The sequence below is a fragment of the Stenotrophomonas sp. LGBM10 genome (genome assembly GCF_046736075.1).
GTDB lineage: Bacteria > Pseudomonadota > Gammaproteobacteria > Xanthomonadales > Xanthomonadaceae > Stenotrophomonas.
Genome location: NZ_CP177163.1, coordinates 1769119 through 1792236, shown reverse-complemented (window position 1 = coordinate 1792236; position 23118 = coordinate 1769119). Strand labels below are relative to the sequence as shown.

The window sequence follows — 23118 nt, the reverse complement described above, 5'->3', positions numbered from 1 at the left end:
CCCCACCGCGATGCCTGCACGCCCTGAGTCACCCCGCCGACGCCTGCCGCGCGAACAGCGCGCCCGCCAGCTGCTGGACGTGGCCTGGACACTGGTGGGCGCGGAGGGTACCGATGCCCTGTCGCTGGGGCGGTTGGCCGAGGCGGCAGGCGTCACCAAGCCGGTGGCGTACGACCACTTCGTGACCCGCAACGGATTGCTGGCCGCGCTCTACCAGGATTACGACCTGCGCCAGACCGCCGTGTTCGACGAGCGCATCGGCCTTGCGAAGGTGCAGCTGCAGGACAGGGCGCGCGCCATCGCCGGTGGCTACATTGATTGCGTGCTGTCACAGGGCAGCGAGATCCAGGGCATTCTTGCCGCACTGGCCGGCTCGCCGGAACTGCTGGCGGTGAAGCGGCGCTACCAGCAGGACTTCATCGGCAAGTGTGCGGACTGGCTGGGCGGTTTCGCGCCCGCCGGTAGCGTGCCGGACGCCGGCTTCTGGGCGATCCTGGGTGCGGCCGAAGCACTGTCCGAGGCGGTGGCTGCCGGAATGGTGGTGCAGGCTGCCGCCGAAGCAGAGCTGGAGCGCCTGATCGTTGCCACGGTAACGCGCGGCCGCTAGTTCCGCGCTGTGCCGGTGTGGTACCCCGGGGCGCCCTGAACTACCCTGAGCCGCAGCACCATCCATCACGCCTTCAGGGAGATGCGCGCGGATCATGACAAGGACGTCGAGCGTAGGCCGGTCAGGAAAGGGCGCGCGTCATCGGTATGTGGGCATGGTGCGTGCCGCCGCCGTCATTGCCGCGCTGGGCGTGCCTGCGCTCCCGGCCAGCGCACAGGTTCCACCCAGCGGGATCGATGCGGCCGTGCAACGTATCGCGGCGATCGCGGATGCGCCGGCAGCGGCGCGCGCCGCCCAGCGGCTGTGGGGCGTGCCGTTGGATGCGCCGGTGGTCGTGCATGACCGGACTTCGGCCACGAACTGGCGCCGCGACCCGGCGACAGGCGCGCTCGTGCCCATCGCGCTGCGCCGGGATCAACCGCCGGCCAATACCTGCATCGAGATCGAGGGCACACCGACCGTGCTGCTGCTTCTGCCGCTGCCTGCGGACGGCGACGGCCTGGCGACGCTCTACTGGCACGAGCAGTGGCATTGCGTGCAGGACGCGCTGGGGCTGCCGTCGTCCGAAGGCGATACGGCGCATCTGGACAGTGAGGCTGGCCGCACCTGGCTGCGTCTGGAGCTGCGCGCGCTGGCACAGGCACTCGCTACGACCGACGACGCGGACGCGCGGCACCATGCGGCCGCTGCCGTGGCATTCCGGGCCCAGCGTGCGGGCGCGGCGTCGCCCGGCACCGATGCGCGGGCTGAAGAGGCACGCGTGGAACGCAACGAGGGGCTGGCCGAGTACACCGGTCGCGTGGTGGCTGCGGCGGCAGGCAAGGGCGATGCCGCTCCTGACGTGGTGGCGGCATTGCGCAAGGCCGATACAACCGCGAGCTTCGTCCGCTCCGCCGCGTATGCAACGGGCCCGGCGTACGGGCTGCTGCTGGACCGCTGGTCGCCGCAGTGGCGCGGCGGGCTTGCGGCCGATGCGGATCTGTCAGCGCTGCTGGCCGGGCGGATCGGCGCGCCGCCACCCGGTGTCGAGCAGGCCGGGCGCACGTATGGATTGGCTGACGTGCGCGCAGAAGAGCGGGTACGCGCCCTGCAGCGTGAGCAGCGCAGCGCCGACTACCGCGCACAGTTCCTGGGCGACGATGGGGTTCGCCTGCCGCTGCGCACGCCATCGGTGTCGTTCGATCCGCGCACGCTGTTCCCGCTGGACGACATCGGCACGGTCTACCTGCCGATCACCGTGCGCGATGCGTGGGGCGAACTCACCGCGCCTGCCGGCGCACTGCTGTCGAAACAATGGTCGCTGGCCAGCGTGCAGGGCGGCGCGGTGGAAGGCTGTGGCACCGCATGGACGGGGCCGGGCTGGACGCTCACCCTCAACGAAGGCTGGCGACTGGAGCGGCAGGCGGTGGGGTGGCGGCTGACGCCGGGGCCCCCACTGCCCTGCGGTACGCACGGAAGCGACGGAGAATGACATGCGACTGATGATTGCGATCTGCATCGTGCTGCTGTCCACGCTGCTGGCAGCGGAGTTCCTTGGGATCTCCGTGCAGGCCAGAACCGGAGGGCCGCTGCAGATGGCCGATCTCTGGGCGGGGCTGCTGGGGTTCGTGCTCTGCCTGTGCGGTGGCGCCGTGGCGCGCCGATCTGTGTTCGTGGGCGTGGCGGTGGCCCTCCACGCACTTTACTGGGGGCTCGCGTTCGGCTTCCTGCATCGCGTGGCGCCCGAGGTGCCGCTGGGCGAGCTGGCACGCTGGAATGCCGCTCCGGTGGCGTACTCGCTCTTCAGCGCGTTGGCCGGTGCGTGGCTCGGTGTTCGCATCAGCCCAGCGCCAGCTCCGCGCGCAGCGCAGCCACGTGCGCACGCCCCACCGGCAGCTCGGCACCGTCGTTGAGCACCAGCCAGTAACGGCTGCCCGAGCCGGCATGCAGCGTGCGCACGTGACGCAGATTGACCAGGTAGGAGCGGTGGCAGCGCACGAAGTCCGGCGGCAGCACGGCGGTCAGGCTGGCCAGGGATTTATCGTGCAGTTCGCTGCGGCCGTTGGCCAGGCGCAGTTCGCTGTAATCGCCATCGGCGCGTATCCACTGCACCTCGGCCAGCTCGACCAGCGCGGTGCCCTGCGCGCGCCAGATGCCGAGATAGCGGGCGCCGCCGGCGCGGTAGCGGCCAACGTCCAGCAGGCGTTCCAGCGCCTGGCCCAGGCGCTCGCGTGAGAATGGTTTTGGCACGAAGTCCAGTACGCCGTGTTCGAACGCCTGCAGCGCACGGTCGCGGTGGGCCGACACCACCACGCAGTGGTAGCGTCCGGCGACCGCGCGGCGCAGCAGGTCGAAGCCGTCTTCGCCACCGAGGTTGAGGTCCAGCAGCAGGCCGTCGTAGACGCTGCGTGCGAGCCGGTCGCCGGCGGCCTCCAGGTCGGCCACGGCATCGAAGCGTGCGCGTGTGCCGGCCAGCTCGGCGCACAGACGCAGCAGACGCTGGCGCACCAGCAGTTCGTCCTCGACGATCAGGATGCGCATGTCAGCTCCATCCGGCCGTACCACTCGTCACCCTCGGCCCCCTGCACGAAGCGCCACCCGCCCGGGCAGGCGGCCGCGAGGCTGGCTTCGATGTAGCGCGTGCCGGTGCCTTGGCCGCGATGCGGGGCCGAGCCGCGCGCGCTGCGCAGATCAAGCGTCCAGCGCTGGCCGTCGCGCTGCACGCGCAGGCGGAACGGATGCTGCGCGCAGGCGACCGCACCGGCATGGGTCAGTGCGTTCTCGACCTGGGCATGCAGCACCCCCGGCGGCAACCACAGCGCGCCGGGTGCGGCATCCACCTCGAAGTGGATGTGGCGGTCCATCGCCTGCCCCACGATGTCCAGGTGATTGCGGCACAGCGCCAGTTCCTCCTCCAGCGGCACCGTCTGGCGGCTGCTGCTTTCGCGCAGGCGGTCGAACTGCTCGGCCAGCGACTCGACCAGCCGGCTCGCGCGCATCGGGGCCTGCTCGATCAGTTCCTGCAGGCAGGTCAGTGTGTTCATCAGCCAGTGTGGCTGGATGCCCCGCTGCAGCAGTTGCAGCGACAGGCGCGCGCGCTCTTCGCGCAGCAGTGCGTTGTGCTGGTCCAGCGCCCGCAGCTGTGCGGCGTGGCGCAGCAGCAGGAAGCCCATCAGCACCGCCAGGAACAGGAAGTAGGGTCCATCGAGGAAGGCGCCGCCGAGCAGCGGAATGGCCAGCGCACCGGCCAGCACCAGGGTCAGGATCGGCCAGCGCTCGTCGGGCTCGCCACGGGCGCGCAGCAGCAGCCCGGCCGCACCCAGCAGGCTCAGCAGCAACAACGCCGCGCCACGGCCATCGAAGCCCGGCACGAACACGACCACGGCAACCAGTGTGGCCAGGTAGGCAATGCACACGCTCACCGGTACTGCGACAGCGAAGCGCCGTGCGATGTAGGCGGGCAGCAGGACCGCGCCGGCCAGGTGCAGCGCCTGCAGGCCCAGCAGGCGCGGCGCGTGCCACGGATAGGGATACCCGAGCAGCGGGCGCCAGGCTTCCACCACCGGCAATGCCAGTCCCACCGCACCGAGCGCGAGCAGCAGGCGGGCGCCCGGTACGCGCGGCCGCCCGCGCTGCGCGGCCAGGAAGTACAGGCATGCCGCACCGAGTGCGCCGGTGGCCAGTGCCGCGATCAGCCACGGGGCGATGGGATGGCCGTACAGCGATGCGACCGGACCGACGGCGATGAACGCGTCCGCGCTGTGCAGCTGCCACCGCGGATGGTGGCTGGAGGCGAGTACCACCAGCGTGTCCCCGCCGGCGCCCGATGCGGGCGGGAGCACGCGCAGGATGTCGATGCGACCGGGCCGCTCCTGCGCGGCCGTGCGCCCGACCACGCCATTGGCGGCCAGCGGCTGTCCGTTCCAGTAAGGCTGGCTGGCGGCGCGCAGCGACAGGCGCAGCGCCCGGTCGGTGGTATCGGCTGCCGCGGCCGGCACGCGCCAGCGCAGCCAGTAGGGATCGCGCCAGCCGGCGAGCACGCGTTGATCGAGCGGGCGCCAGTCCAGCCCATCCGGCGGTGATGCCGGCATGCGGCCCGATGCGGACAGCGTCGCCGGCGCCATCTCTGCCGGCTGCAGGAACACCGTCTGCGGCGGCGGGCCCGCGACCGACAACCATGCCGCGACGGCAGCGAGCAGTACGACGAGGGCGGTCAGGGTGCGAAGGATGTGCATGCGGCCATCGTATCGGGTGCGTGGAGACACTGGGCCCCCGTCTGGAGACGTTGGACCGACGGCCCCGCCTGGACCGCTGCCCGGGACGCGATGCTGGCGTCGAACCCATCCACCCACCCCGGAGCCCGCCATGCGTACCGTCCCGATGTTCCTGTCCCGCTTCCGCCGTCGTGCCCCGTCGGCGGCCACCGTGGCACCGGCCGCACGCCTGGCGGCGCTGTGCCTGGCGCTCGCTGCCGCACTGCCGGCACTGGCCGGCGACGCGCCGACATCGCTGGTGTTCGAGCCCTACGAACTGGTCACCCAGGGGCACGGCACCATCGCCGCCGAAGCCGCGTACCTGGAGGTGCCGCGTCACCACGGGCAGCCGCAGGGACCGCACATGCGGCTGCGCGTGGTGCGCCTGCGCGCCACCGGCGGCACTGGCAGTGCCGCACCGGTGGTGTATCTGGCCGGTGGCCCCGGCGGCTCGGGGATCGGTACCGCGCGGGGACCGCGCTGGCCGGTGTTCGACCAGGTGCGGCGCGAGGCCGACGTGCTGCTGCTCGACCAGCGCGGCGCGGGCGCGTCCGAACCGCCGCCGGCCTGCCCCTACGAGGACCGCTTCGACGACGCCCAGCCGCTGCAGCGCGAGGCGATGCTGGCCACGCTGCGTGCCACCACCGCGCGCTGTGTGGCGCACTGGCGCGAGGCGGGTGTGGATCTGTCGGCCTACACCACCGTGGAAAGCGCCGCGGACCTGGACGCGCTGCGGCGTGCGCTGGGCGTGCCCAGGATCAGTCTGTGGGGCATGAGCTACGGCACCCACCTGGCGATGGCCACCATGCGCCTGCACGGCGATGGACTGGAGCGCGTGGTGCTGATGGGCAGCGAGGGCCCGGACGATACGTTGAAGCTGCCGCTGGCGGCCGACGCGCTGCTCGGCGAGCTGGCGAAGGTGGCCCAGCCGGCCGGCTACGAGGATCTGCAGGGATCGGCGGTGCGCGTGCTGGCAGCGCTGCGCGAGCAGCCCCGCCAGGGCACCAGCCGCATGCAGGGGGGGCGCACCGTCATGATCGGCGGGTTCGATGGCCAGTTGGCCATCGCCCTGTCGCTGGGCCAGCGCATGACCCAGCAGTGGCTGCCGTGGGTGCTGCGCGAAGCGGAGCAGGGCAACTACGATCCGCTTGCCGACCTGGTGCTGCTGCTGCGCAGCCAGTTCGGCTCGTCCGGTGCGATGTCGCTGGCGATGGATGTGGCATCCGGGCAGAGTCCGCAGCGCCGTGCGCTGGCCGAGGCACAGGCACGCCAGAGCCTGTTCGGCGACGCGATGAACTTCCCGTTCCCCTCGTTGGGCGATGGGCTGGGCCTGGTCGATCTGGGCGAGGGGTTCCGTGCACCGCTGCGCAGTGACGTGCCGGTACTGCTGATCAGCGGCACGCTCGACGGGCGCACCCCGCCGGCCAATGCCGAGGCGCTGCGGCCGGGATTGGCCAACCACCGCACGCTGCTGGTGCGCAACGCCGCGCACGACAACGAGATGTGGGTGGGCAACCCCGCCATCGGCCGCAGCATCGTCGACTTCCTGGCTGGCCGTCCCGTTGGGGATGCGGTGGTGGACGCCACGCCGCTGGTGTTCGCCCGGAGCGCCGCCGACATGGTGGATCCGCGCCGCCGGTAACCGATGCAGTCACGGTCGAGGGGCAGTACGGCGCCGGCCCGGTGGGGCGGCGCCGTATCGCGTTGGCGAACGCACCGGGCGGTGGCGCGGGTGCGGCCCCATGCGCATGATGTGCACTACCGAGCGAACAGGGGCACCCGATGTGCGCAGACCGACACGTACCTGGCTGGACGGGATCTGTCGCGCCTGCGCGGCAGCGCCCGGCCGGCCATCATCGCGCTCGGCCAGTGCAATGACGGGGTGGCCATTACCACGGCCTGTCCGCTCTGCAATGGACCGGTGTCAGTCGCGGAGCAGGGAGATGCGGCCGCAGCGTGGGGCCACGCCTGCGGGCAGTGCACTGGCGCGATGCACCGACTGCAGGTGCCGCCATGCATTGGCTTGAAACCCGTATCCCGCCGCCCATCGTCATGCTTCTGCTCGGGCTTGCGGCGCTGGCTGCCGCGCAATATGCGCCGGCGTTCGCGTTCCACGTTGCCTTCCAGACTGCCCTTGCCATCGCGGTCGCCCTGGTGGGCCTTGCCTTGAATCTGTTGCCCAAGCGCGCGTTCCGGCGCGCCGGCACCACGGTCAACCCGCTGCATCCTGCCGCGTCCACGCGGTTGGTGACCTCGGGCATCTATCGCTACACGCGCAATCCAATGTATCTGGGGCATGCGCTGATCCTGTTCGGGTGGACGCTGCACCTGGGCAATGCGCTCGCCCTGTTCGCCCTGCCGGCATTCGTGCTGTTCGTTTCACGGTTCCAGATCCAGCCGGAGGAGCGCGCGCTGGCGCGGCGCTTCCCCGAGCATGCCCTGTACTGCCGGCAGGTGCGGCGGTGGCTGTGACGCCCGGGGCCCGTAGCGCGCTGTTGGCCGGCGTTGCGCCGGCACGGGTACTCCGGGCCGTCTGCGCGCTGGCACTGGTGTGCGCGGTGACAATGGCATGGCCGCTGCTCACGCGGCACGGCCACGATGCGGGGCGGTCGGTGCGGTTGGTTGACGATGCGCTGCAGGCCGAACTGGTCCGTACCTACCTGGCGCACGTGCTGCGTCGCTCGCCGCAGGTCATTGCCGGCCGCCCGGTCGATGAAACGCTCTATTTCGACACCCTGTCAGCCGCATTCTGCGCCATCGACGCTGCCGGGCCGTGCGATGCGCAGGAGTATCTCGCCGTGGAGCGGGAGGGCGCGCTGGTGGATGCTGCCGACCACCGCCTGCCGCTGGCGCTGCAGCAGGCACTCGATCGCCAGACACAACAGCGCACGTACAACCACGACCCGCGCCTGCCCGGCATCACGCGCCTGGACGCGACGGCAGGGACGGCGTTCGCCGACGCGTGCGCGGCGTCGTCGGCGCGCATGGGGCACCTGGTCCGCATCAGCAGGGGCGTGGTCCATGCGCCGGATGGCCCGGCGCTGGCGATGGTCCTGGACCGCTACTGCGACCGCAGCGGTGGCATGCGCGTGGTTCGCTTCCATCGCCAGGGCGCACTTTGGGTCGTGTCCGCGGGCGAGTGAGCGGCGCGCTCACCCGCGCGCGGCGAACGTGCCGTGGAAGCCCAGCGGCACCGCATACGGCAGCCAGGCCTGCGCCACCGGGCCCTCGTCGATGCGTTGCGCATCCAGCACGGCGATGCCGCTGCGCTGGCTGGCCGCGTCGAGCAGGGTGCCGACCAGCCAGCCGTCGTCGGCGGTGCGGCTGCCCGGGCGCGGCACGAACACGTGTTCTTCGGCGAGGATGTCGCGGCCATAGCGGTGTACCTCGCGGCGGCCCCGCGCCACGTCGTAGCCTGCCACGGCGTTGAAGTACGGCGCGCTGGTTTCGCCCTGCATGGCCGGTGCGTACAGGCGTGCGCCGCGGTTGCCGGCACTGCGGGTATCGAACAGCGGGAACTCGATGCCCTGGATGCCGGTGTCTTCCCAGTGTGCCTTGCCGGTGCGCAGGTCGAGGTGCAGCTCGCGCAGCGACGCGTTGGAATTGACGGCGTGCGCGGCATCGCCGGCCATCGCCTCGTGCATCGGCGAACGCGCCTCGTCGATGCTGTCGTGGCGCACGGTGCGCATCACGATGCGGCCGTTGCGCTGGAACGCATCGCCGAAGTGGTAGGCGGCCGTGAACGCCGCCTCGAACCACTGCGCGGTGTCCGGTGCGGCCTTGGGTACCACCGCGATGCGGCAGGGGCGGTCCGGGGCGAAGCGGAGGCGCTCGAAGAACGCGCCGCCGTCTTCCTTGTAATCGAACGGCATCAGCATGAACACCAGGTGCGTGTCGGTCATGGCGAAGGCGTGCAGGTAGCCCATGAACGGCGTGTCGATCACGCTGGCCGAGCGCAACTGGCCGTCCGCGCCGATCATCCAGATCAGCAGGCCGGTGCCGCCCAGCAGCGACAGCGAGCCGAAGTTCCACACGGTGCCGTCGCGGTCCACCAGCGGGTGCGCCGAGAACGGCACGGTCGCCAGGTCGGGGCGCCAGGTGGTCGGGCCGATCGTGGTCAGTTCATCCGGGTCCAGTTCGAACGCGGACCCGGCCTCGCACAGCGCGAACAGACGGCCGTTGATCTGGATCACCGAGGTGTTGGCGGCGTTGGCATCGTCGTTGTTGCGTACCGGCTGCATGTCCGGCACCGCGGTGCCGGCGGCCGGATACAGGAAGCGCCCGGCCTTCTGCTCGCGGGTGAACTTGGGCGTGGCCACCATGCGGGCGCGGTGGGTGAGCGTGCCGTCGCCGTTGAAGTGCCAGCCGTGAACCATGCCGTCGCCGTCGAACCAGTGGTCGTAGCGGAAGCCGTTGCGCTCGGTCCAGGCCGGGCCGTTGCGGTACAGCGTGCCCGCCAGCCCCTGCGGCAGGCGGCCCTGCAACGGCACCGTGGCAGGCCCCAGGGTTTCGGTGGTGACGCTGCGCCAGCCGGTCAGCCACGGGTGCTGGTCGCGGGCGGCGGCGAAGCGGGCGGCATCGCCGGCGAAAGCGGGCATGCTGCGCAGCGCACTGGCGCCGATCACCGCAGTGGTGGTGGCCGAAAGCAGCGAGCGGAGAAAACGTCGGCGGTCCATGCAGGGCCTCAGGTTCGGTAGGGCAGGCGAGGGCGGGGCGACGGATCAGCGCAGCGCGATGGTGATGGATGCACCGTTGGCCGGCACATGCACGCGGGCCTCATCGAAGGTGGGCTTGCGCTGCACCTGGGGATTGTTGCTGAAGCCATAGCCTTCCACCGGGATACCGACCACGTTGGTGTCGAGCTTGCCGTTGTCGTTCTCGTCGTGGGTGACCAGCACGGCGTAGTCACCTGCGGGCAGGTTCTTGAACACCACGTGCGCGGCGTCGGCGTCGGGCACCAGATTCTGGCCCTGCACGGGGGCAGCCTTGCCGTCCCAACCGGCGGCGCTGTCCACCAGCGCGAGGCGCACGGTGCCGGTGTGGGCGCGGATGCCCTGCAGATCGATCTGCAGGTCGCCGGCAGAGGCGGTGGCAGTCAGCAGCAGGCCGGCGAACGGAAGGCAGAACAGGGCGTTGCGGATCATGGCGGTGGCTCCGGTTGGTGTGGGGCCAGTCTGCCCAGCGGGCGGCCGCAACCCCATGCCCAGTGGTCATCGATCCGCAGTGCCGGAAGTCACTTTCTGCGCGCGGCCCATTGCCGTGCGGGGCGCTGCGCGGGCAGCATGGGGTCATGCCTTCCTTCCTGCGCACCCTCATCAGCCCGCTCAGCCTTGCCGGCCTGCTCTCCATTCTCGGGGTGGGGCTGTCGCTGGGCCTGCCGCACGATGCCGACGGCCTGGTGCGCTGGGGCGTGCTGGGCGCGTTCATCGCGCTGTTCCTTGCGTACGACCACCTGCCGCCGCGCGCCTCCCTGCGCCTGGCCAGCGACGTGCTGCAGGCGTTGCTTGCACTGTGGCTGGCCTGGCTGGAGCCGCGCGTGGGCACGGTGCCGGTGCTGCTGGTGGTGCTGGTGGCACACCTGGCCGAGCACTGGCCGCCGCGCGCGGTGCTGGCCACCACGCTGGCGCTCAACGTCAGCCTGTACCTGGTGCTGCGCCACAGTGGGTTCAGTCATCCGCTGCTGATCGTGGCGATCTACGCCGGCTTCCAGGCGTTTGCCGCGCTTACCGCCCACTACGCACGCAGCGCCGAGCAGGCCCGCGATGCGCTGGCGCGCGTCAACGCAGACCTGCTCGCCACGCGCACCCTGCTGGCCGATGGTGCCCGCGATGCCGAACGGCTGCGGCTGGCCCGCGAGCTGCACGATGTGGCCGGGCACAAGCTCACGGCCATGCGCTTGAACCTGCGGGCGCTGGCTGCCGACCCTGCGCTGGCCGGTCACGATCCGCTGTTGCTGGCCGAGCGCCTGTCCGGCGAGCTGCTGGGGGATATCCGCCAGGTGGTGCAGTCCATGCGCGATGACCGCGGGCTGGACCTGACCACTGCGTTGCAGGCACTGGCCGCCCCGTTCCCGCGTCCCGGGCTGCGCCTGCGCATTGCCGAGCAGGTGCGCATCACCAACCCGCTGGTGGCCGATGCCGTGCTGCGGCTGGCCCAGGAAGCGCTCACCAATGCAGCCCGCCACGGCGATGCCGATACGGTATGGCTGGACATCGACAAGGAAGACCACTGCGTGCGTATCGACATCCGCGACGACGGCCAGCGCGCCGAGCGCATCCGCGAGGGCAACGGCATCACCGGCATGCGCGAGCGCCTGGCCGAACTGCGGGGGCAGCTGGAGATCGCGCGTACCGACGCCGGCGGCATGCGCCTCACCGCGCGGTTGCCGGCATGAGCACGGTGCCGCTGCGCGTGGCACTGGCCGATGACCAGGCGCTGGTACGCGCCGGCCTGCGCGCGCTGCTGCAGGGCCTTGGTGTGCAGGTGGTGCTCGAAGCCGAGGACGGCCAGGCCCTGCTGGACGGTCTGCTGGCCCAGCCGGTGGACGTGGTGCTCAGCGACATCCGCATGCCCGGCGTTGATGGCATCCAGGCGCTGCAGCAGCTGCGCGGCCGCGGCGACCGCACGCCCTGGCTGCTGCTCACCACCTTCGATGAGAGCGACCTGCTGCTGCGTGCCAGCGAGGCGGGCGCGCAGGGGTTCATGCTCAAGGATGCCGCGCCGGAGGATCTGCACGAGGCCATCGTCCGCGTGGCGCGTGGCGATACCCTGCTGCTGCCGGTCAGTACCGATCCGGTGCGCGCGCGGTATCGCTTCCACGATGAGGCACCGCCCAGCGACACCTTCGGCGAGAAGGAAGTGGCGATCCTGCGCCTGCTGGCCGGCGGCTACTCGAACAAGGAGATCGCGCGCAGCCTGTTCCTGGCCGAGGGCACGGTCAAAAACTACGTCTCCACCATCCTGGACAAGCTGGGCACGCGTGACCGCACCCGCGCCGTGCTGAAGGCGATCACGCTGCGGGTGATCTGACGGCGGGCCGGCGTCCTTGATTCAGGCCGTTAGCTGGAACGGAGTTTTGCATAGGCGATCAGGGTGGTCTCGGTTTCCGCAATCCGTGTGCGGTACGCGGCCCGGACACGCGCGATATCCTGAGCGGTGATGTTGGTGGTGGCGACGTCGATACGCGTGTTGATCGCGTCCATCGTCTGGGAGAACGCATCGGCGCTCATACGGCCATTGATGACATTGAGATAGGCATCGGCCTTATCTCTGAAGATCGCACGCAGGGTATCGGACCGAGTGGCAATGTCCATCAGCATGTGGTTGCCATGGCCAGAGACTTTCAGGACCCATCGCATTCCCGCTGGGTCTTTGACGGCGGGAAGAAGCGTCTGATCGGCATGCGTTGACAGCTCCAGCGCCAGGGTGACTAGCACGATGGTCTGCTCATCCTGGGGAAGCTCCTTGATCCATGCCGAATTGACGGCCCAGTTCTCGGTGTTCTCAGGATATGGAGACGCGGTGGCGCTCCAGGCGGGTAGGAGGGCAAGCGCCAGCACACACAGCAGGCGGGAGGCCAGTGATCTCATCGGGGTCGTTCCTTGTACCAGTGCCCCATGTTAATACCGCCACGGCGTCCGTCAGCTATGCAGGTCTCGCGACCACGCCGCTCACAGTGCCTCGCGGAAGAAGCGCGTGGCCTCGGCGATGGCAGTGGCATGGGTCTGTGCCTTGGGCACGTCCACCGCGCACAGCGGCCCGAGGCGCTGTTGGCCCAGCGGGGTGCAGTCGGACAGGAAATCGTAATGGCCCACGCCGGGCAGCGGTTGCAGGGCGGCGTGCGGGATCGACGCGGCGGCGACGTCGGCATTGGTGGATGGCGCGGCAACGGTGTCGCGGTCGCCAACCACGATGCTCACCGGCTGCACCACGCCCGCCAACTGGGCAGGCGCGAACGCCTGCACGATGGCCGGTGCCATCAGAAACACCGCACGCACCCCGGGTATGGCGTGATCGTCGCCGGCCCGGCGCACGTACGGCTGCAGGGCGGGGGTGGCGGCGGCATCCAGGCGCGCCTGCAGGGTGAGCGTGGGGAACTCGGCCTGCGGCTGGCAGACGCCGTCCTGCGGCTGCGCGCGGCAGAAGTCGAGCAGGCGTTGCAGGTCCATGCGCGCGCCGGCGGCGAGCAGCGCGGTGAAGCCGCCGGCGGAGTAGCCGGCCACGCCGAGGCGCGCCATGTCCATGTGTGCCGACAGCACGGGATCGGCGTGTGCGGCGGCCAGCGCGGCCTTGAGATCGCCCGCGCGTTCCCAGGTCAGGGTGCTGCCGGCCACGGTCATGGCGTCCACGCCGTTGTTGCCGGGATGGTCCACGGCGATCACCACGAAGCCGGCGCGCGCCATCGCGGTGCCGAACCAGCCCATCATCCGCGCGCTGCCGCCGTTACCGTGCGAGAGCAGCAGCACCGGCCACGTGCCCGGCGCCGGCGCGGCATCGCCGGCGGCGCGGCCCACCTCGAACAGGGGGGCCTGCGGTGGGCCGATCTGGAGGGCGTGCTCCTGGCTGCCGGCCTGTGCCGGGTACCACACGGTGTAACGCACCTGGTCGCGATGCGCTTCATCGCGCACCGCGGCGCTCGCCAGCGACGCCTGGCCGTGGCGCTCGCCCACCACCGGGGCGCCATCGGCGGCAAGGGCGGTCGTCGCGCACAGGGCCAGCGACAGGAGGAGCGGGATCAGGCGCATGCAGAAAGGTCCTTGGGGGTGTCCAGCGGCAGCCAGATTTCCACGCCGCCGTGGCCGGTGCGGTCGTCAAAGCGCGTGTCGTAGCGTTCCAGGTCGGGGGCGTCGGCCAGCTGCAGGCCGGAGGCCGGCAGATGCACGTCGAGCAGCCAACGCCAGGTCGCGCGAATGGTGGAGATGTGGCCGGCGTGCCACGCGACCAGGTAGTCGCGCGCGGCGATGTCCAGCGTGTGCCAGCCGGGCGGCGGTGTGTATCCGGGTGGGCACGCGATGCCGGCCAGATAGTCGAAGTGGCCTTGCGCATCGCCGCCGTGGCAGACACCGACGCTCAGCGGCATCGGCGCGGGGTGCGCAAGGGCCAGGCGCTGCCACTGCGCCGGAATGCCGGCCACGCTGGCGCTGCTGTAGCGGGCGTTGATGCCGGCGATCCGCAGTGGGCCGGCGCGGGTCACCTGTGGCGACACCGCGCACGGTTGGGCGGTGTGGTCGAGCTTGATGGCCTCCACCAGTTCGATGCCGTCCAGCCCGCCCGCGCGGACCCGTTCCGGGGTCTGCCCGAACTGTTCGGTGAAGGCACGGGTGAAGGTGCCGTGCGAGGCGTAGCCGGCCGCCAGCGCGACGGCGAGGATGTCGCCCGCGCCCTGGGCGAGGTGCCGCGCCGCCTCGCTCAACCGGCGCGCGCGCAGGTAGCGCACGATGGACGTGCCGGTGCTGGCCTGGAACAGCCGCGACAGATGGAACGGCGACAGGCCCACCGCACGCGCGATATCGGCCAGCGCCAGCGGGGTGGCGTAGTGGCTTTCGATGTACCACAGCGCCCTGCCTGTTGCGCCCATGCCTGCACGGTTCCTTGTGACGGTCCGGTGCCGAGGGTAGCGCAGCGGCGTGCCGCGCGTTTCGCCGTTCTTGCTGCGGCGCGGCCTGCAGCGCCGGTGCGCGGTGCTCAGTCTGTCCGCGCACCCTGGAACGTGCGCCGGTAGGCGCCCGGCGAAACCCCGTAGGCGGCGCTGAAGTGGCTGCGCAGCGATGCAGTGGAACCGAAGCCGGCCTGCCCGGCGACGCGCTCCAGTGCGGTGTCGCTGGTTTCCAGCAGGCGCTGGGCGCGGGCCAGCCGCTGGTCGAGCAGCCACTGGTTGAGGGTGGTGCCGGTGAGGCTGCGGAAGTGCCGGGTGAACGTGCGCCGGCTCATGCTGGCGCGCGTGGCCAGCGTGTCGATGCCGATCGGCTCGGCCAGATGGAACAGCGCCCATTCCAGCACCCCGGCCAGGCGGTCGTCGCCAACGCTGGCCGGCAACGGGTGTTCGATGTACTGGGACTGGCCGCCCTGGCGATGCGGTGCGACCACCATGCGCCGTGCGACGCGGCTGGCGATCTCGGCCCCGTGGTCCTGACGCAGCAGGTGCAGGCAGCAGTCGATCGCCGCGGCGGTTCCGGCCGAGGTCAGCACGTTGCCGTCCTGCACGTACAGCACATCGCGCTGCAGCTGCACCTGCGGGTGCAGTGCGGCCACGTCGTCCATGAATACCCAGTGGGTGGAGGCGCGGCGCCCGTCGAGCAGGCCGGCCTGGGCCAGCACTACCGCGCCCAGGCAGAGCCCGACCAGCCGCGCGCCGCGCGCGTGGGCGGCGCGCAGGGCCTCCAGCAGCGCCGGTGGCGCCGCTTCGGCCGGGTCGCGCCAGGCCGGGATCACGATGGTGTCGGCGCCGGCCAGTGCGTCCAGCCCCTGCGCCACATCGATGCTGAAGCCGGCGGGGGTCTGCAGCGGCCCGGGCTCCGCGGCGCACACACTCAGCCGGTAGCGGGGCGCGCCCAGGCGCAGCAGGTCCTCGCCGAACACCATGCACGGCACGGCCAGGTGGAAGGGGCTGATCTGCTGGTAGGCCACCACGGCGACGTGGTGCGGAGTGGGGGTGGTCGACATGGCCCGATCCTAGCAGTGATTGGCATCCGGGCCACTGTTGGCCAGTGCAGGGGGCCGGAACAATGGCGGCCGTCGGCGCACCGCCGCCATACCCGCTTCCCTGCACAGGAGTTCCCCGCATGAAAGGCCTGATTCTTCCCCTCGTCGCCGGCATGAGTCTGGCCGCTGCCGCCGGCACTGCGGCTGCCACGGACGCACCCACGCTGCGCACCCTGGGCGGCGCCACCGCGCCGCAGCAGCTGCAGGCGGGCACCACCGCGCTGCTGGTGATCGATTTCCAGAACGAGTACTACACCGGCCGGCTGAAGATCCCCGATGGCGACGCCGCACTGGCCAACAGCCAGCGCCTGGTGCGCATGGCCGATGCCAACGGCATCGCGGTGTTCCACGTACAGCATGTCAATCCGGCTGCCGCACCCGTGTTCGCCGACGGCAGCGACGGTGTACAGCTGGTGCCGGGCATGCAGCCGGCCGCCCACCACGCACTGGTCAGGAAGACCACGGTGAGTTCCTTCGCCAGCACCGACCTGGATGCCCAGTTGAAGGCCAAGGGCATCCGTACGCTGGTCATCGCGGGTCTGATGACCCACGCGTGTGTGGCCACCACCGCGCGCGATGCGGTGCCCCTGGGCTATGAGGTGATCGTGCCGTCCGACGCGGTGGCCACCCGCAGCGTGCAGGCGTATGACGGCAACGGGGTGGTGAGTGCCGACGCACTGCACCGCGCCGCGCTGACCGAAATCGCCGATGCGTTCGGCAGCGTCATGCCCACCGCCGCCGTGCTGGCGCTGCCGGTACATCACTGACGTCCGCCGTGCCGCCGCTCAAGCAACGGCGACGATGGCCGATAGCGTGAACATGATTCCGTCCATCACGCGTTCGACGTCTTCTTCTTCCTCCGCCGCACCCGCCGCGGCCACGTCGGCAACGCCGTGGTCGCAGCTGCAGCAGGCCTCTGCCACCCGGCAGGCCGAACAGCAGGCCGAGGAGCCGTCCGATTCGATCGCGATGGCAACGCTGAAAAAGCGCATCGCGCAGATCAAGAAGCAGATCGCCGAACAGCAGCAGCAACTGCGCGACCTGATGGCCGAGCCTGGCATCGCCGATGATGCCCGGCAGAGCCAGGCACGCGGCCTGCAGCACAGCATCATGACGCTGCAGGGCGCCATCGCGCAGGCCTACCAGTCCATGCAGAAGCTGCTGGATGCCGAGCAGAAACCGGCTACCGGCAGCCAGGTGGATACCCAGGCCTGACCGTCAGGCCGCGCCGCGCAGCCACGCGGCAATCGCCTCGCGCAGGCGCGGGTGCGGGGGCGGGGTGATGCCGAAGTCTTCGCGCAGCACCTGCAGTACATCGTCCACATCGACCAGTGCGCGCCGCTCGCTCGGCTGCCCGATGCGGTGTACCGCATAGCTGGCGGCGCCGATCGTGCGCCGCCAGCCGGACCCGGCCAGTGCCGCCCGCAGCTGGCCGGGGAAGGACGAGGCCGGATGGGTGCAGACATACCAGTTGCCGACAACGTGATCCACCGCCTCCTGCACCTGCAGGTCGAAGCGGTACAGCGGCCGCCACTCGCCACCCACTTCCACCTGCAGTAGATACGTGTCCGCGTGCCGGTCCAGCCGGTAGCGCTCGTGGGGCGTTGCCTGCGGGAAGCGCTGGTCCAGCCGCAGCGGCCCGGTCGGCGTGTTGCCACCGAAACCGACATCCACGCTGTACGACACGCCGTCGATGACCACCAGCACCAGCATGTGGGTGCGCGCGGTGGGGCTGGTGTCGCTGGCATCCATCACCACCCGCGCGGCAAGGGCGCGGGCCTCGAAGCCGAGGTGCTGCAGCAGCGCCAGGAACAGCCCGTTGAGCTCATAGCAGTACCCGCCGCGCCCTTCGCCCAGCACCTTGTGCGCCACGCTGGGCAGATCGATGGCGACCGCGTCGCGCAGCAGGGTGGTGAGCGTCTCGAACGGAAACGTGGCGTTGTGGCGCTGCTGCAGGCGGGCCAGCGTGGCCAATGTAGGCGGGGGCGGCGTGTTCTCGCCGAGTCGCTGCAGGTAGGCGTGCAGGTCGTGCGGGGTCATGGGCGGGACACCACTGGAGAAGATGCCGCCACTGTGGCGGCTCAACCGTGGTTGAGGTCAAGCCGGGCGGAGTGGCGCGCCTGGAACGCTGCGTCGCGCCGGCGCGCCGTCATCGTGCCGTCGCCTGCGCCGGGTACAACGGGCGCAGTCGCGACCGCTGGCGGGTCGAGGCGAAAAAAGTGCTAAAGGCATGGCAAATTCGGCCGATACAGATGCGTCATTCCGCCTGGAGTACGTGATGTCGGCCGTTCCCCGCCGCCTGTTCCCCTCGTTCGCCCGCCCCGGCGGACGCGCATCGCCCCGCTCTCTCATCCGCCGTGCCCGTGGGCTGCTGCAGCGGCTCAGTGTCGCACGCAAACTGAAGGCCAGCCTGGTGGTCTGCGGCATCGGACTGCTGGTGGTGGCCCTGGTCTACGCTGGCACCCGCTACAGCAGCGGGCGCGCCACGGCCACGTTCGCCGCGCACCAGCAGGATGCTGCGCTGGCCGCCGCGCTGGCGGCGCAGGTAGCCGATGCGCGGCGGCTGCAGACCCGCTATGCGATCACCTTCGACGACGCCGACCGCACGGCGCTGCTGCAGGCCCAGCAGCGTCTCCAGGCAACGTTGGCGCAGTTGCAGCGCGACCCGCACGACCCGGGCACCGCCACGGCACTGCGCGCAGTGGCCGCACGCGCCGGTGAATTCGCCGAGGGCATCGCCGCCCTCAATGCCCGTGCCGATGAAATGGGCCGTGGCGAGGCGGGGCTGCGCGCGCAGCTGGATGCCGCGGCCGAAGCACTGGCCACCGTGCTGGATGCCACGGCACCGCCGCTGCTGCAGGCACAGTGGCAGGGCATGCGCCGCGAAGAAGCACTGCTGCTGCTCAGCGGCGATGCCGCCCATACCGACCGCGCCAGCGAGGCGCGCCTGCCGTTCGAGCTGGCGCTGCCTGGTTCGGGCCTGCCCGGCGCCGTGCAGGACGACCTGCGCACACGCATGGATGCCTACCAGGGCGCGCTGCTGGCCTACACCGCCGCGCGGGTGGGCCTGGACGTGGAGGCGCAGTCGCTGGCCGACACCGCCGCGCAGATCGCCCCGGCCCTGCACCAGTTGGAGCAGGCGCAGGGTGCGGCGCTGGATGCCGCCCGCCATCGGCAGCAGGCGCAGGCCCGCGCGATGACCGTGGTGTTCGCGCTGACATTGGGACTGGTGGCGCTGGTACTGATCGCCACGCTGCTGCTGGTGCTGCGCGCGGTACGCCGCCCCATCGCCGATACGCTGCGCTTTGCTGAGGACATCGCCGAGGATCGGCTGGACACGGTCCTGGCCGTGCACAACCCGCACGACGAGATCGGCCAGCTCGCGCAGCGCCTGATACACATGCAGCAACGGCTTCGCGAGCGCATCGAGGCCGAGCGCGCCGCCGCGCGCGACAACGCGCGGGCGCGGCAGGCGCTGGACAGCGCCCAGACCGGCCTGATGGTGCTGGACCCGCACGGCCGGGTGAGCCTGCTCAACCGCGCGTTGCAGGCGGAACTGGGCACCGATGAGCAGGCCTGGCGCGGACGTCCCGCGCAGGCGCTGCACCCGGTGTTCGCCAGCGTCGTGCAGACGCTGCAGGGCACCGACAGCACCCACCGCGAGATCGTGCATGCCGGCACGCGATACCAGCTGGTGGTCAACCCGATCACCGATCACGGCCAGCTGCTGGGCGCTGCGGTGGAATGGCGCAGCCGCGCGCTGGAAACCACGGTGGAAACCGAAGTGGCCGCACTGGTCGATGCCGCCGCGCAGGGCGACCTGCATGGCCGTATCGACGTGGGCGACAAGCAGGGCTTCGTGCTGACCCTGGCGGTGAGCATCAACCGTCTGCTGGATACTTTCCAGGGCAATCTCTCCGGTCTGCAGGCGCTGCTGTCGGCGCTGGCCCAGGGCGACCTGCGCGTGCGCATGCGCGGCGACTTCCAGGGCGTATTCGCCCGCATGCGCGACGATGCCAACGCCACCGTGCAGCAGCTCACCGACATCGTCGCGCGTATCCAGCAGGCGTCGGTGGCGATCAATGGCGCCGCCGGCGAGATCGTCAGCGGCAACCACGACCTGGCCGGCCGCACCGAGCGCCAGGCCGCGCACCTGGAGGAGACCGCATCGTCGATGGAGGAACTCACCGCCACGGTGCGCCAGAATGCCGAGTCCGCCCAGCAGGCCAACCGCCTGGCGATCGAGGCGGCCGACATCGCCGTGCGCGGCGGCGATTCGGTGGGGCAGGTGGTAGCCAGCATGCGCGACATCGCCCAGGCCTCGCACCGCATCGCCGACATCACCAGTGTGATCGACGGCATCGCTTTCCAGACCAATATCCTGGCGCTGAACGCCGCCGTGGAGGCCGCACGCGCCGGCGAGCAGGGACGCAGCTTTGCCGTGGTCGCCAGCGAGGTGCGGTTGCTGGCCCAGCGCAGTGCCGATGCCGCGCGCCAGATCAAGGGGCTGATCGAGGCGTCGGTGGACACCGTTGCCGCCGGCACGCGCCAGGTGGACCAGGCCGGCGCCACCATGCAGCAGATCGTCGGCAGCGTGCAGCAGGTGACGGCGATCATGGCCGGCATCTCGGCCGCGTCGCAGCAGCAGAGCGCGGGTATCGAGCTGGTCGGCAAGACCCTGCTGCAGATGGATGGCAGCACCCAGCAGAACGCGGCGATGGTGGAGGAAGCCTCCGCATCGGCGCACGCGTTGCAACGGCAGGCCGGGCACCTGTCCGAGGCGGTGGCCGCGTTCGCGGTGGAGCCGCCGCCGGCCCCGCGCAGCGCGCGCCTGGCGCGCGCCTGAGGCCCCGGCAGGGCCGCCGCCGCACGCGCCTTCACTGGCCGCGTGCGGGGGCGGTCTCTATCCTGCAGGCATGAGCACACGAAAGAAGCCGGCACCGCCGGCGCAGCCCGGCGCGTTCGTGCGCGTGCGTGGCGCGCGCGAACACAATCTCAAGGACGTCGACGTGGACATCCCGCGCGACGCGCTGGTGGTGTTCTCGGGCATCTCCGGTTCTGGCAAGTCCTCGCTGGCCTTCGGCACGCTGTATGCCGAGGCGCAGCGGCGCTACCTGGAATCGTTGTCGCCGTACGCGCGGCGGCTGATCGACCAGGTTGGCGTGCCGGATGTCGATGCGATCGACGGCCTGCCGCCCGCGGTGGCGCTGCAGCAGCAGCGTGGCACCGCCAGCGTGCGTTCCAGCGTGGGCAGTGTGACCACGCTGTCCAGCCTGCTGCGCATGCTGTACTCGCGCGCCGGCACCTATTCGCCCGCGCAGCCGATGCTGTATGCCGAGGACTTCTCGCCGAACACCCCGCAGGGCGCCTGCCCGAACTGCCACGGGCTGGGGTATGTGTACGAGGTGACCGAGCAGTCGATGGTGCCCGACCCGTCGCTGAGCATCCGCGAACGCGCGATCGCGGCGTGGCCGCCGGCCTGGCACGGGCAGAACCAGCGCGACATCCTGGTCACGCTCGGCTACGACGTGGACATCCCGTGGCGTGAACTGCCGAAGAAGCAGCGCGACTGGATCCTGTTCACCGACGAACAGCCGGTGGCGCCGGTCTATGCCGGCTTCACCCCGGCCGAAACCCGCGCCGCCCTGCGCCGCAAGGAGGAGCCCAGCTACATGGGCACCTTCACCGGTGCACGGCGCTACGTGCTGCATACGTTCGCCACCACGCAGAGCGCGATGATGAAGAAGCGCGTGGCGCGCTACATGATCGGCGCGGCCTGCCCGGTGTGCGGGGGCAAGCGCCTCAAGCGCGAAGCGCTGTCGGTGACCTTCGCCGGCCTGGACATCGGCGCGCTGTCGCAGCTGTCACTCGCGGCGATGGCCGAGGTGCTGCGCCCGGCTGCCGAAGGCCGGTTCGACCCGCCGGTGGCACGCGCCCCCCGCAGTCGCGCGGCAGGCCGCAAGGCCACGGCCGAGCGCGTGGCCGCCGGCGGAAACGCGCACGCCGGGGGCAGCGACGTGCGCCGTACCCCGGACCTGTCCGAAGAAAAGCGCATCGCCGCCCAGCGCATCGCACGCGATCTGGTCGATCGCATCGGCACGCTGGAAGACCTTGGCCTGGGCTATCTGTCGATGGACCGGACCACGCCCACGCTGTCGCCGGGCGAACTGCAGCGGCTGCGCCTGGCCACGCAGATCCGCTCCAGCCTGTTCGGTGTGGTCTATGTGCTCGACGAGCCTACCGCCGGCCTGCATCCGGCCGACGGCGAAGCCTTGCACCGCGCGCTGGACCAGCTCAAGGCCGCCGGCAACACCCTGTTCGTGGTCGAACATGACCTGGAGATGCTGCGCCGCGCGGACTGGCTGGTCGATGTCGGCCCCGGCGCCGGTGAGCAGGGTGGGCAGGTGCTGTACAGCGGCCCGCCGGACGGACTGCGCAGGGTCGCCGCGTCGGTGACCGCGCCGTATCTGTTCGAGGATCGCGCCACGCCGCGTCGCACGCCGCGCCAGCCGTCGGGTTGGCTGGCGCTGCGCGGGCTGCATCGCAACAACCTGCACGGGCTGGATGCGCGCGTTCCGCTGGGCGCGTTCACGGCGGTGACCGGCGTGTCCGGCTCCGGCAAATCCAGCCTGGTCAGCCAGGCGCTGGTGGAACTGGTCGGCGAGCATCTCGGCCATGAGCCGGCAGTGGAAGAGAGCGACAGCGACCTGCCCCAGCCGAACACGATGGTGCGCACGCGCGGGAGGCTGCAGGGCGATGTGGATGCGATCACCCGGCTGGTCAATGTCGACCAGAAGCCGATCGGGCGCACCCCACGCTCCAACCTGGCCACCTACACCGGTCTGTTCGACCACGTGCGCCGCCTGTTTGCGGCGACCCGCACCGCGAAGGCGCGTCGCTACGGTGCCGGGCGCTTCTCGTTCAATGTTGCGCAGGGGCGCTGCGACACCTGCGAGGGCGAGGGATTCGTGCACGTGGAACTGCTGTTCATGCCCAGCGTGTATGCGCCGTGCCCGACCTGCCACGGTCAGCGCTACAACGCGCGCACGCTGGAAGTGCAGTGGAACGGCCGCAACATCGCCCAGGTACTGGCGATGACGGTGGCGGAGGCGCTCACGTTCTTCGTCGATGAGCCGGCGGTGCAGCGCCCGCTGCAGCTGCTGCGCGACATCGGGCTGGGCTACCTGCGGCTGGGCCAGCCGGCCACCGAGCTGTCCGGTGGCGAGGCGCAGCGCATCAAGCTGGCCACCGAGCTGCAGCGCAGCCAGCGTGGCAGCACGCTGTATGTGCTCGACGAGCCGACCACCGGCCTGCATCCGGCCGACGTGGACAAGCTGATGGCGCAGCTGCATGGGCTGGTGGATGCGGGCAACAGCGTGGTGGTGGTCGAGCACGATCTGCGCGTGGTCGCCGATGCCGACTGGGTGATCGATATCGGTCCCGGTGCGGGCGAGGCGGGCGGTACGATCGTGGCCGAAGGCACGCCCGCGCAGGTGAGTCGCGCCCGCCACGGCGCAACCGCGCGTTACCTGCGCCACTGGTTCCAGTGATCCGGGTGTACCGGCCTGCCGCCGCGAC

21 protein-coding genes are annotated in these 23118 nt (G+C 70.9%); 12 read left to right on the top strand and 9 right to left on the bottom strand.

The window, feature by feature from the left end; all coding sequences use genetic code 11:
* The first annotated feature begins 10 nt into the window (after positions 1–10).
* The 3 genes from ACLB90_RS07570 to ACLB90_RS07560 all read left to right on the top strand — a co-directional run bounded on the left by ACLB90_RS07570 (position 11) and on the right by ACLB90_RS07560 (position 2499).
* Positions 11–607 carry a TetR/AcrR family transcriptional regulator gene (locus ACLB90_RS07570; RefSeq protein WP_411852347.1) on the top strand — a complete coding sequence of 199 codons (597 nt, stop codon included), beginning with the start codon at positions 11–13 and terminating at the stop codon, positions 605–607.
* A 154-nt stretch (positions 608–761) separates the two neighbouring features.
* The gene (locus ACLB90_RS07565; RefSeq protein ID WP_411852346.1) at positions 762–2078 is read left to right on the top strand and encodes a hypothetical protein; all 1317 of its coding nucleotides are present in this window, start codon (positions 762–764) and stop codon (positions 2076–2078) included.
* A 1-nt stretch (position 2079) separates the two neighbouring features.
* A complete protein-coding gene (locus ACLB90_RS07560) occupies positions 2080–2499 on the top strand; it encodes a hypothetical protein (protein WP_411852345.1) in 420 nt (139 codons plus the stop codon).
* Here the strand turns inward: ACLB90_RS07560 and ACLB90_RS07555 are convergent.
* Complete coding sequence (locus tag ACLB90_RS07555; RefSeq protein ID WP_411852344.1) at positions 2426–3127, bottom strand: LytTR family transcriptional regulator DNA-binding domain-containing protein; 702 nt, start codon at positions 3125–3127, stop codon at positions 2426–2428. The two genes, ACLB90_RS07560 and ACLB90_RS07555, sit on opposite strands and share 74 nt — an antisense overlap.
* On the bottom strand, positions 3115–4821 hold the full coding sequence (locus ACLB90_RS07550) for a histidine kinase (RefSeq protein WP_411852343.1): 1707 nt from the start codon (positions 4819–4821) through the stop codon (positions 3115–3117). Before ACLB90_RS07550 ends, ACLB90_RS07555 begins: the two co-directional genes overlap by 13 nt.
* A 130-nt stretch (positions 4822–4951) precedes the next feature.
* Here ACLB90_RS07550 and ACLB90_RS07545 point away from each other — a divergent pair, with 130 nt between their 5' ends.
* From ACLB90_RS07545 to ACLB90_RS07535, 3 genes are all read left to right on the top strand, one after another.
* Entirely contained in the window at positions 4952–6481 is a 1530-nt protein-coding gene (locus ACLB90_RS07545) for an alpha/beta hydrolase (protein ID WP_411852342.1), read from the top strand.
* Positions 6482–6852: 371 nt separating this feature from the next.
* On the top strand, positions 6853–7311 hold the full coding sequence (locus ACLB90_RS07540) for a methyltransferase family protein (RefSeq protein WP_411852719.1): 459 nt from the start codon (positions 6853–6855) through the stop codon (positions 7309–7311).
* 86 nt (positions 7312–7397) lie between these two features.
* Entirely contained in the window at positions 7398–7982 is a 585-nt protein-coding gene (locus tag ACLB90_RS07535; protein ID WP_411852341.1) for a hypothetical protein, read from the top strand.
* 9 nt (positions 7983–7991) lie between these two features.
* Here ACLB90_RS07535 and ACLB90_RS07530 read toward each other — a convergent pair whose 3' ends face one another.
* Positions 7992–9515 (bottom strand): carotenoid oxygenase family protein, encoded by a 1524-nt coding sequence (locus ACLB90_RS07530; protein ID WP_411852340.1) that lies wholly within the window; start codon positions 9513–9515, stop codon positions 7992–7994.
* A 45-nt stretch (positions 9516–9560) separates the two neighbouring features.
* The gene (locus tag ACLB90_RS07525; protein WP_411852339.1) at positions 9561–9983 is read right to left on the bottom strand and encodes a DUF2141 domain-containing protein; all 423 of its coding nucleotides are present in this window, start codon (positions 9981–9983) and stop codon (positions 9561–9563) included.
* A gap of 146 nt (positions 9984–10129) precedes the next feature.
* Between ACLB90_RS07525 and ACLB90_RS07520 the strand changes: the two genes are divergently transcribed.
* Both ACLB90_RS07520 and ACLB90_RS07515 read left to right on the top strand, forming a co-directional pair.
* On the top strand, positions 10130–11233 hold the full coding sequence (locus ACLB90_RS07520; protein WP_411852338.1) for a sensor histidine kinase: 1104 nt from the start codon (positions 10130–10132) through the stop codon (positions 11231–11233).
* Positions 11230–11868 carry a response regulator gene (locus ACLB90_RS07515; RefSeq protein ID WP_411852337.1) on the top strand — a complete coding sequence of 213 codons (639 nt, stop codon included), beginning with the start codon at positions 11230–11232 and terminating at the stop codon, positions 11866–11868. The genes ACLB90_RS07520 and ACLB90_RS07515 overlap by 4 nt, the downstream gene beginning before the upstream one ends.
* 29 nt (positions 11869–11897) lie before the next feature.
* On the opposite strand, the gene ACLB90_RS07510 is transcribed toward ACLB90_RS07515, so the two are convergent.
* The 4 genes from ACLB90_RS07510 to ACLB90_RS07495 all read right to left on the bottom strand — a co-directional run bounded on the left by ACLB90_RS07510 (position 11898) and on the right by ACLB90_RS07495 (position 15501).
* Entirely contained in the window at positions 11898–12428 is a 531-nt protein-coding gene (locus ACLB90_RS07510; RefSeq protein ID WP_411852336.1) for a hypothetical protein, read from the bottom strand.
* An 81-nt stretch (positions 12429–12509) separates the two neighbouring features.
* On the bottom strand, positions 12510–13583 hold the full coding sequence (locus ACLB90_RS07505) for an alpha/beta hydrolase family protein (protein ID WP_411852335.1): 1074 nt from the start codon (positions 13581–13583) through the stop codon (positions 12510–12512).
* Positions 13574–14416, bottom strand: coding sequence for a helix-turn-helix domain-containing protein (locus ACLB90_RS07500; protein ID WP_411852334.1), 843 nt, complete (start codon positions 14414–14416; stop codon positions 13574–13576). Before ACLB90_RS07500 ends, ACLB90_RS07505 begins: the two co-directional genes overlap by 10 nt.
* Before the next feature lie 107 nt (positions 14417–14523).
* Positions 14524–15501, bottom strand: a complete 978-nt coding sequence (locus tag ACLB90_RS07495; RefSeq protein ID WP_411852333.1) for a GlxA family transcriptional regulator — start codon at positions 15499–15501, stop codon at positions 14524–14526.
* Between the two features lie 119 nt (positions 15502–15620).
* Between ACLB90_RS07495 and ACLB90_RS07490 the strand changes: the two genes are divergently transcribed.
* Positions 15621–16307, top strand: a complete 687-nt coding sequence (locus tag ACLB90_RS07490; protein WP_411852332.1) for a cysteine hydrolase family protein — start codon at positions 15621–15623, stop codon at positions 16305–16307.
* Between the two features lie 34 nt (positions 16308–16341).
* Entirely contained in the window at positions 16342–16755 is a 414-nt protein-coding gene (locus ACLB90_RS07485; RefSeq protein WP_411852331.1) for a hypothetical protein, read from the top strand.
* Positions 16756–16758: 3 nt separating this feature from the next.
* Here ACLB90_RS07485 and ACLB90_RS07480 read toward each other — a convergent pair whose 3' ends face one another.
* Complete coding sequence (locus tag ACLB90_RS07480) at positions 16759–17580, bottom strand: arylamine N-acetyltransferase family protein (RefSeq protein ID WP_411852330.1); 822 nt, start codon at positions 17578–17580, stop codon at positions 16759–16761.
* Between the two features lie 238 nt (positions 17581–17818).
* Here ACLB90_RS07480 and ACLB90_RS07475 point away from each other — a divergent pair, with 238 nt between their 5' ends.
* The gene (locus ACLB90_RS07475; protein ID WP_411852329.1) at positions 17819–20386 is read left to right on the top strand and encodes a methyl-accepting chemotaxis protein; all 2568 of its coding nucleotides are present in this window, start codon (positions 17819–17821) and stop codon (positions 20384–20386) included.
* A gap of 70 nt (positions 20387–20456) precedes the next feature.
* Entirely contained in the window at positions 20457–23090 is a 2634-nt protein-coding gene (locus ACLB90_RS07470) for an excinuclease ABC subunit A (protein WP_411852328.1), read from the top strand.
* Positions 23091–23118: the final 28 nt, after the last annotated feature.

Bases quoted from the DNA above. Each gene is read 5' to 3' on its own strand.
- ACLB90_RS07570 (WP_411852347.1), top strand. From the start codon at position 11: ATGCCTGCACGCCCTGAGTCACCCCGCCGACGCCTGCCGCGCGAACAG.
- ACLB90_RS07565 (WP_411852346.1), top strand. From the start codon at position 762: ATGGTGCGTGCCGCCGCCGTCATTGCCGCGCTGGGCGTGCCTGCGCTC.
- ACLB90_RS07560 (WP_411852345.1), top strand. From the start codon at position 2,080: ATGCGACTGATGATTGCGATCTGCATCGTGCTGCTGTCCACGCTGCTG.
- ACLB90_RS07555 (WP_411852344.1), bottom strand. From the start codon at position 3,127: ATGCGCATCCTGATCGTCGAGGACGAACTGCTGGTGCGCCAGCGTCTG.
- ACLB90_RS07550 (WP_411852343.1), bottom strand. From the start codon at position 4,821: ATGCACATCCTTCGCACCCTGACCGCCCTCGTCGTACTGCTCGCTGCC.
- ACLB90_RS07545 (WP_411852342.1), top strand. From the start codon at position 4,952: ATGCGTACCGTCCCGATGTTCCTGTCCCGCTTCCGCCGTCGTGCCCCG.
- ACLB90_RS07540 (WP_411852719.1), top strand. From the start codon at position 6,853: ATGCATTGGCTTGAAACCCGTATCCCGCCGCCCATCGTCATGCTTCTG.
- ACLB90_RS07530 (WP_411852340.1), bottom strand. From the start codon at position 9,515: ATGGACCGCCGACGTTTTCTCCGCTCGCTGCTTTCGGCCACCACCACT.
- ACLB90_RS07525 (WP_411852339.1), bottom strand. From the start codon at position 9,983: ATGATCCGCAACGCCCTGTTCTGCCTTCCGTTCGCCGGCCTGCTGCTG.
- ACLB90_RS07520 (WP_411852338.1), top strand. From the start codon at position 10,130: ATGCCTTCCTTCCTGCGCACCCTCATCAGCCCGCTCAGCCTTGCCGGC.
- ACLB90_RS07515 (WP_411852337.1), top strand. From the start codon at position 11,230: ATGAGCACGGTGCCGCTGCGCGTGGCACTGGCCGATGACCAGGCGCTG.
- ACLB90_RS07510 (WP_411852336.1), bottom strand. From the start codon at position 12,428: ATGAGATCACTGGCCTCCCGCCTGCTGTGTGTGCTGGCGCTTGCCCTC.
- ACLB90_RS07505 (WP_411852335.1), bottom strand. From the start codon at position 13,583: ATGCGCCTGATCCCGCTCCTCCTGTCGCTGGCCCTGTGCGCGACGACC.
- ACLB90_RS07500 (WP_411852334.1), bottom strand. From the start codon at position 14,416: ATGGGCGCAACAGGCAGGGCGCTGTGGTACATCGAAAGCCACTACGCC.
- ACLB90_RS07495 (WP_411852333.1), bottom strand. From the start codon at position 15,501: ATGTCGACCACCCCCACTCCGCACCACGTCGCCGTGGTGGCCTACCAG.
- ACLB90_RS07490 (WP_411852332.1), top strand. From the start codon at position 15,621: ATGAAAGGCCTGATTCTTCCCCTCGTCGCCGGCATGAGTCTGGCCGCT.
- ACLB90_RS07485 (WP_411852331.1), top strand. From the start codon at position 16,342: ATGGCCGATAGCGTGAACATGATTCCGTCCATCACGCGTTCGACGTCT.
- ACLB90_RS07480 (WP_411852330.1), bottom strand. From the start codon at position 17,580: ATGACCCCGCACGACCTGCACGCCTACCTGCAGCGACTCGGCGAGAAC.
- ACLB90_RS07475 (WP_411852329.1), top strand. From the start codon at position 17,819: ATGTCGGCCGTTCCCCGCCGCCTGTTCCCCTCGTTCGCCCGCCCCGGC.
- ACLB90_RS07470 (WP_411852328.1), top strand. From the start codon at position 20,457: ATGAGCACACGAAAGAAGCCGGCACCGCCGGCGCAGCCCGGCGCGTTC.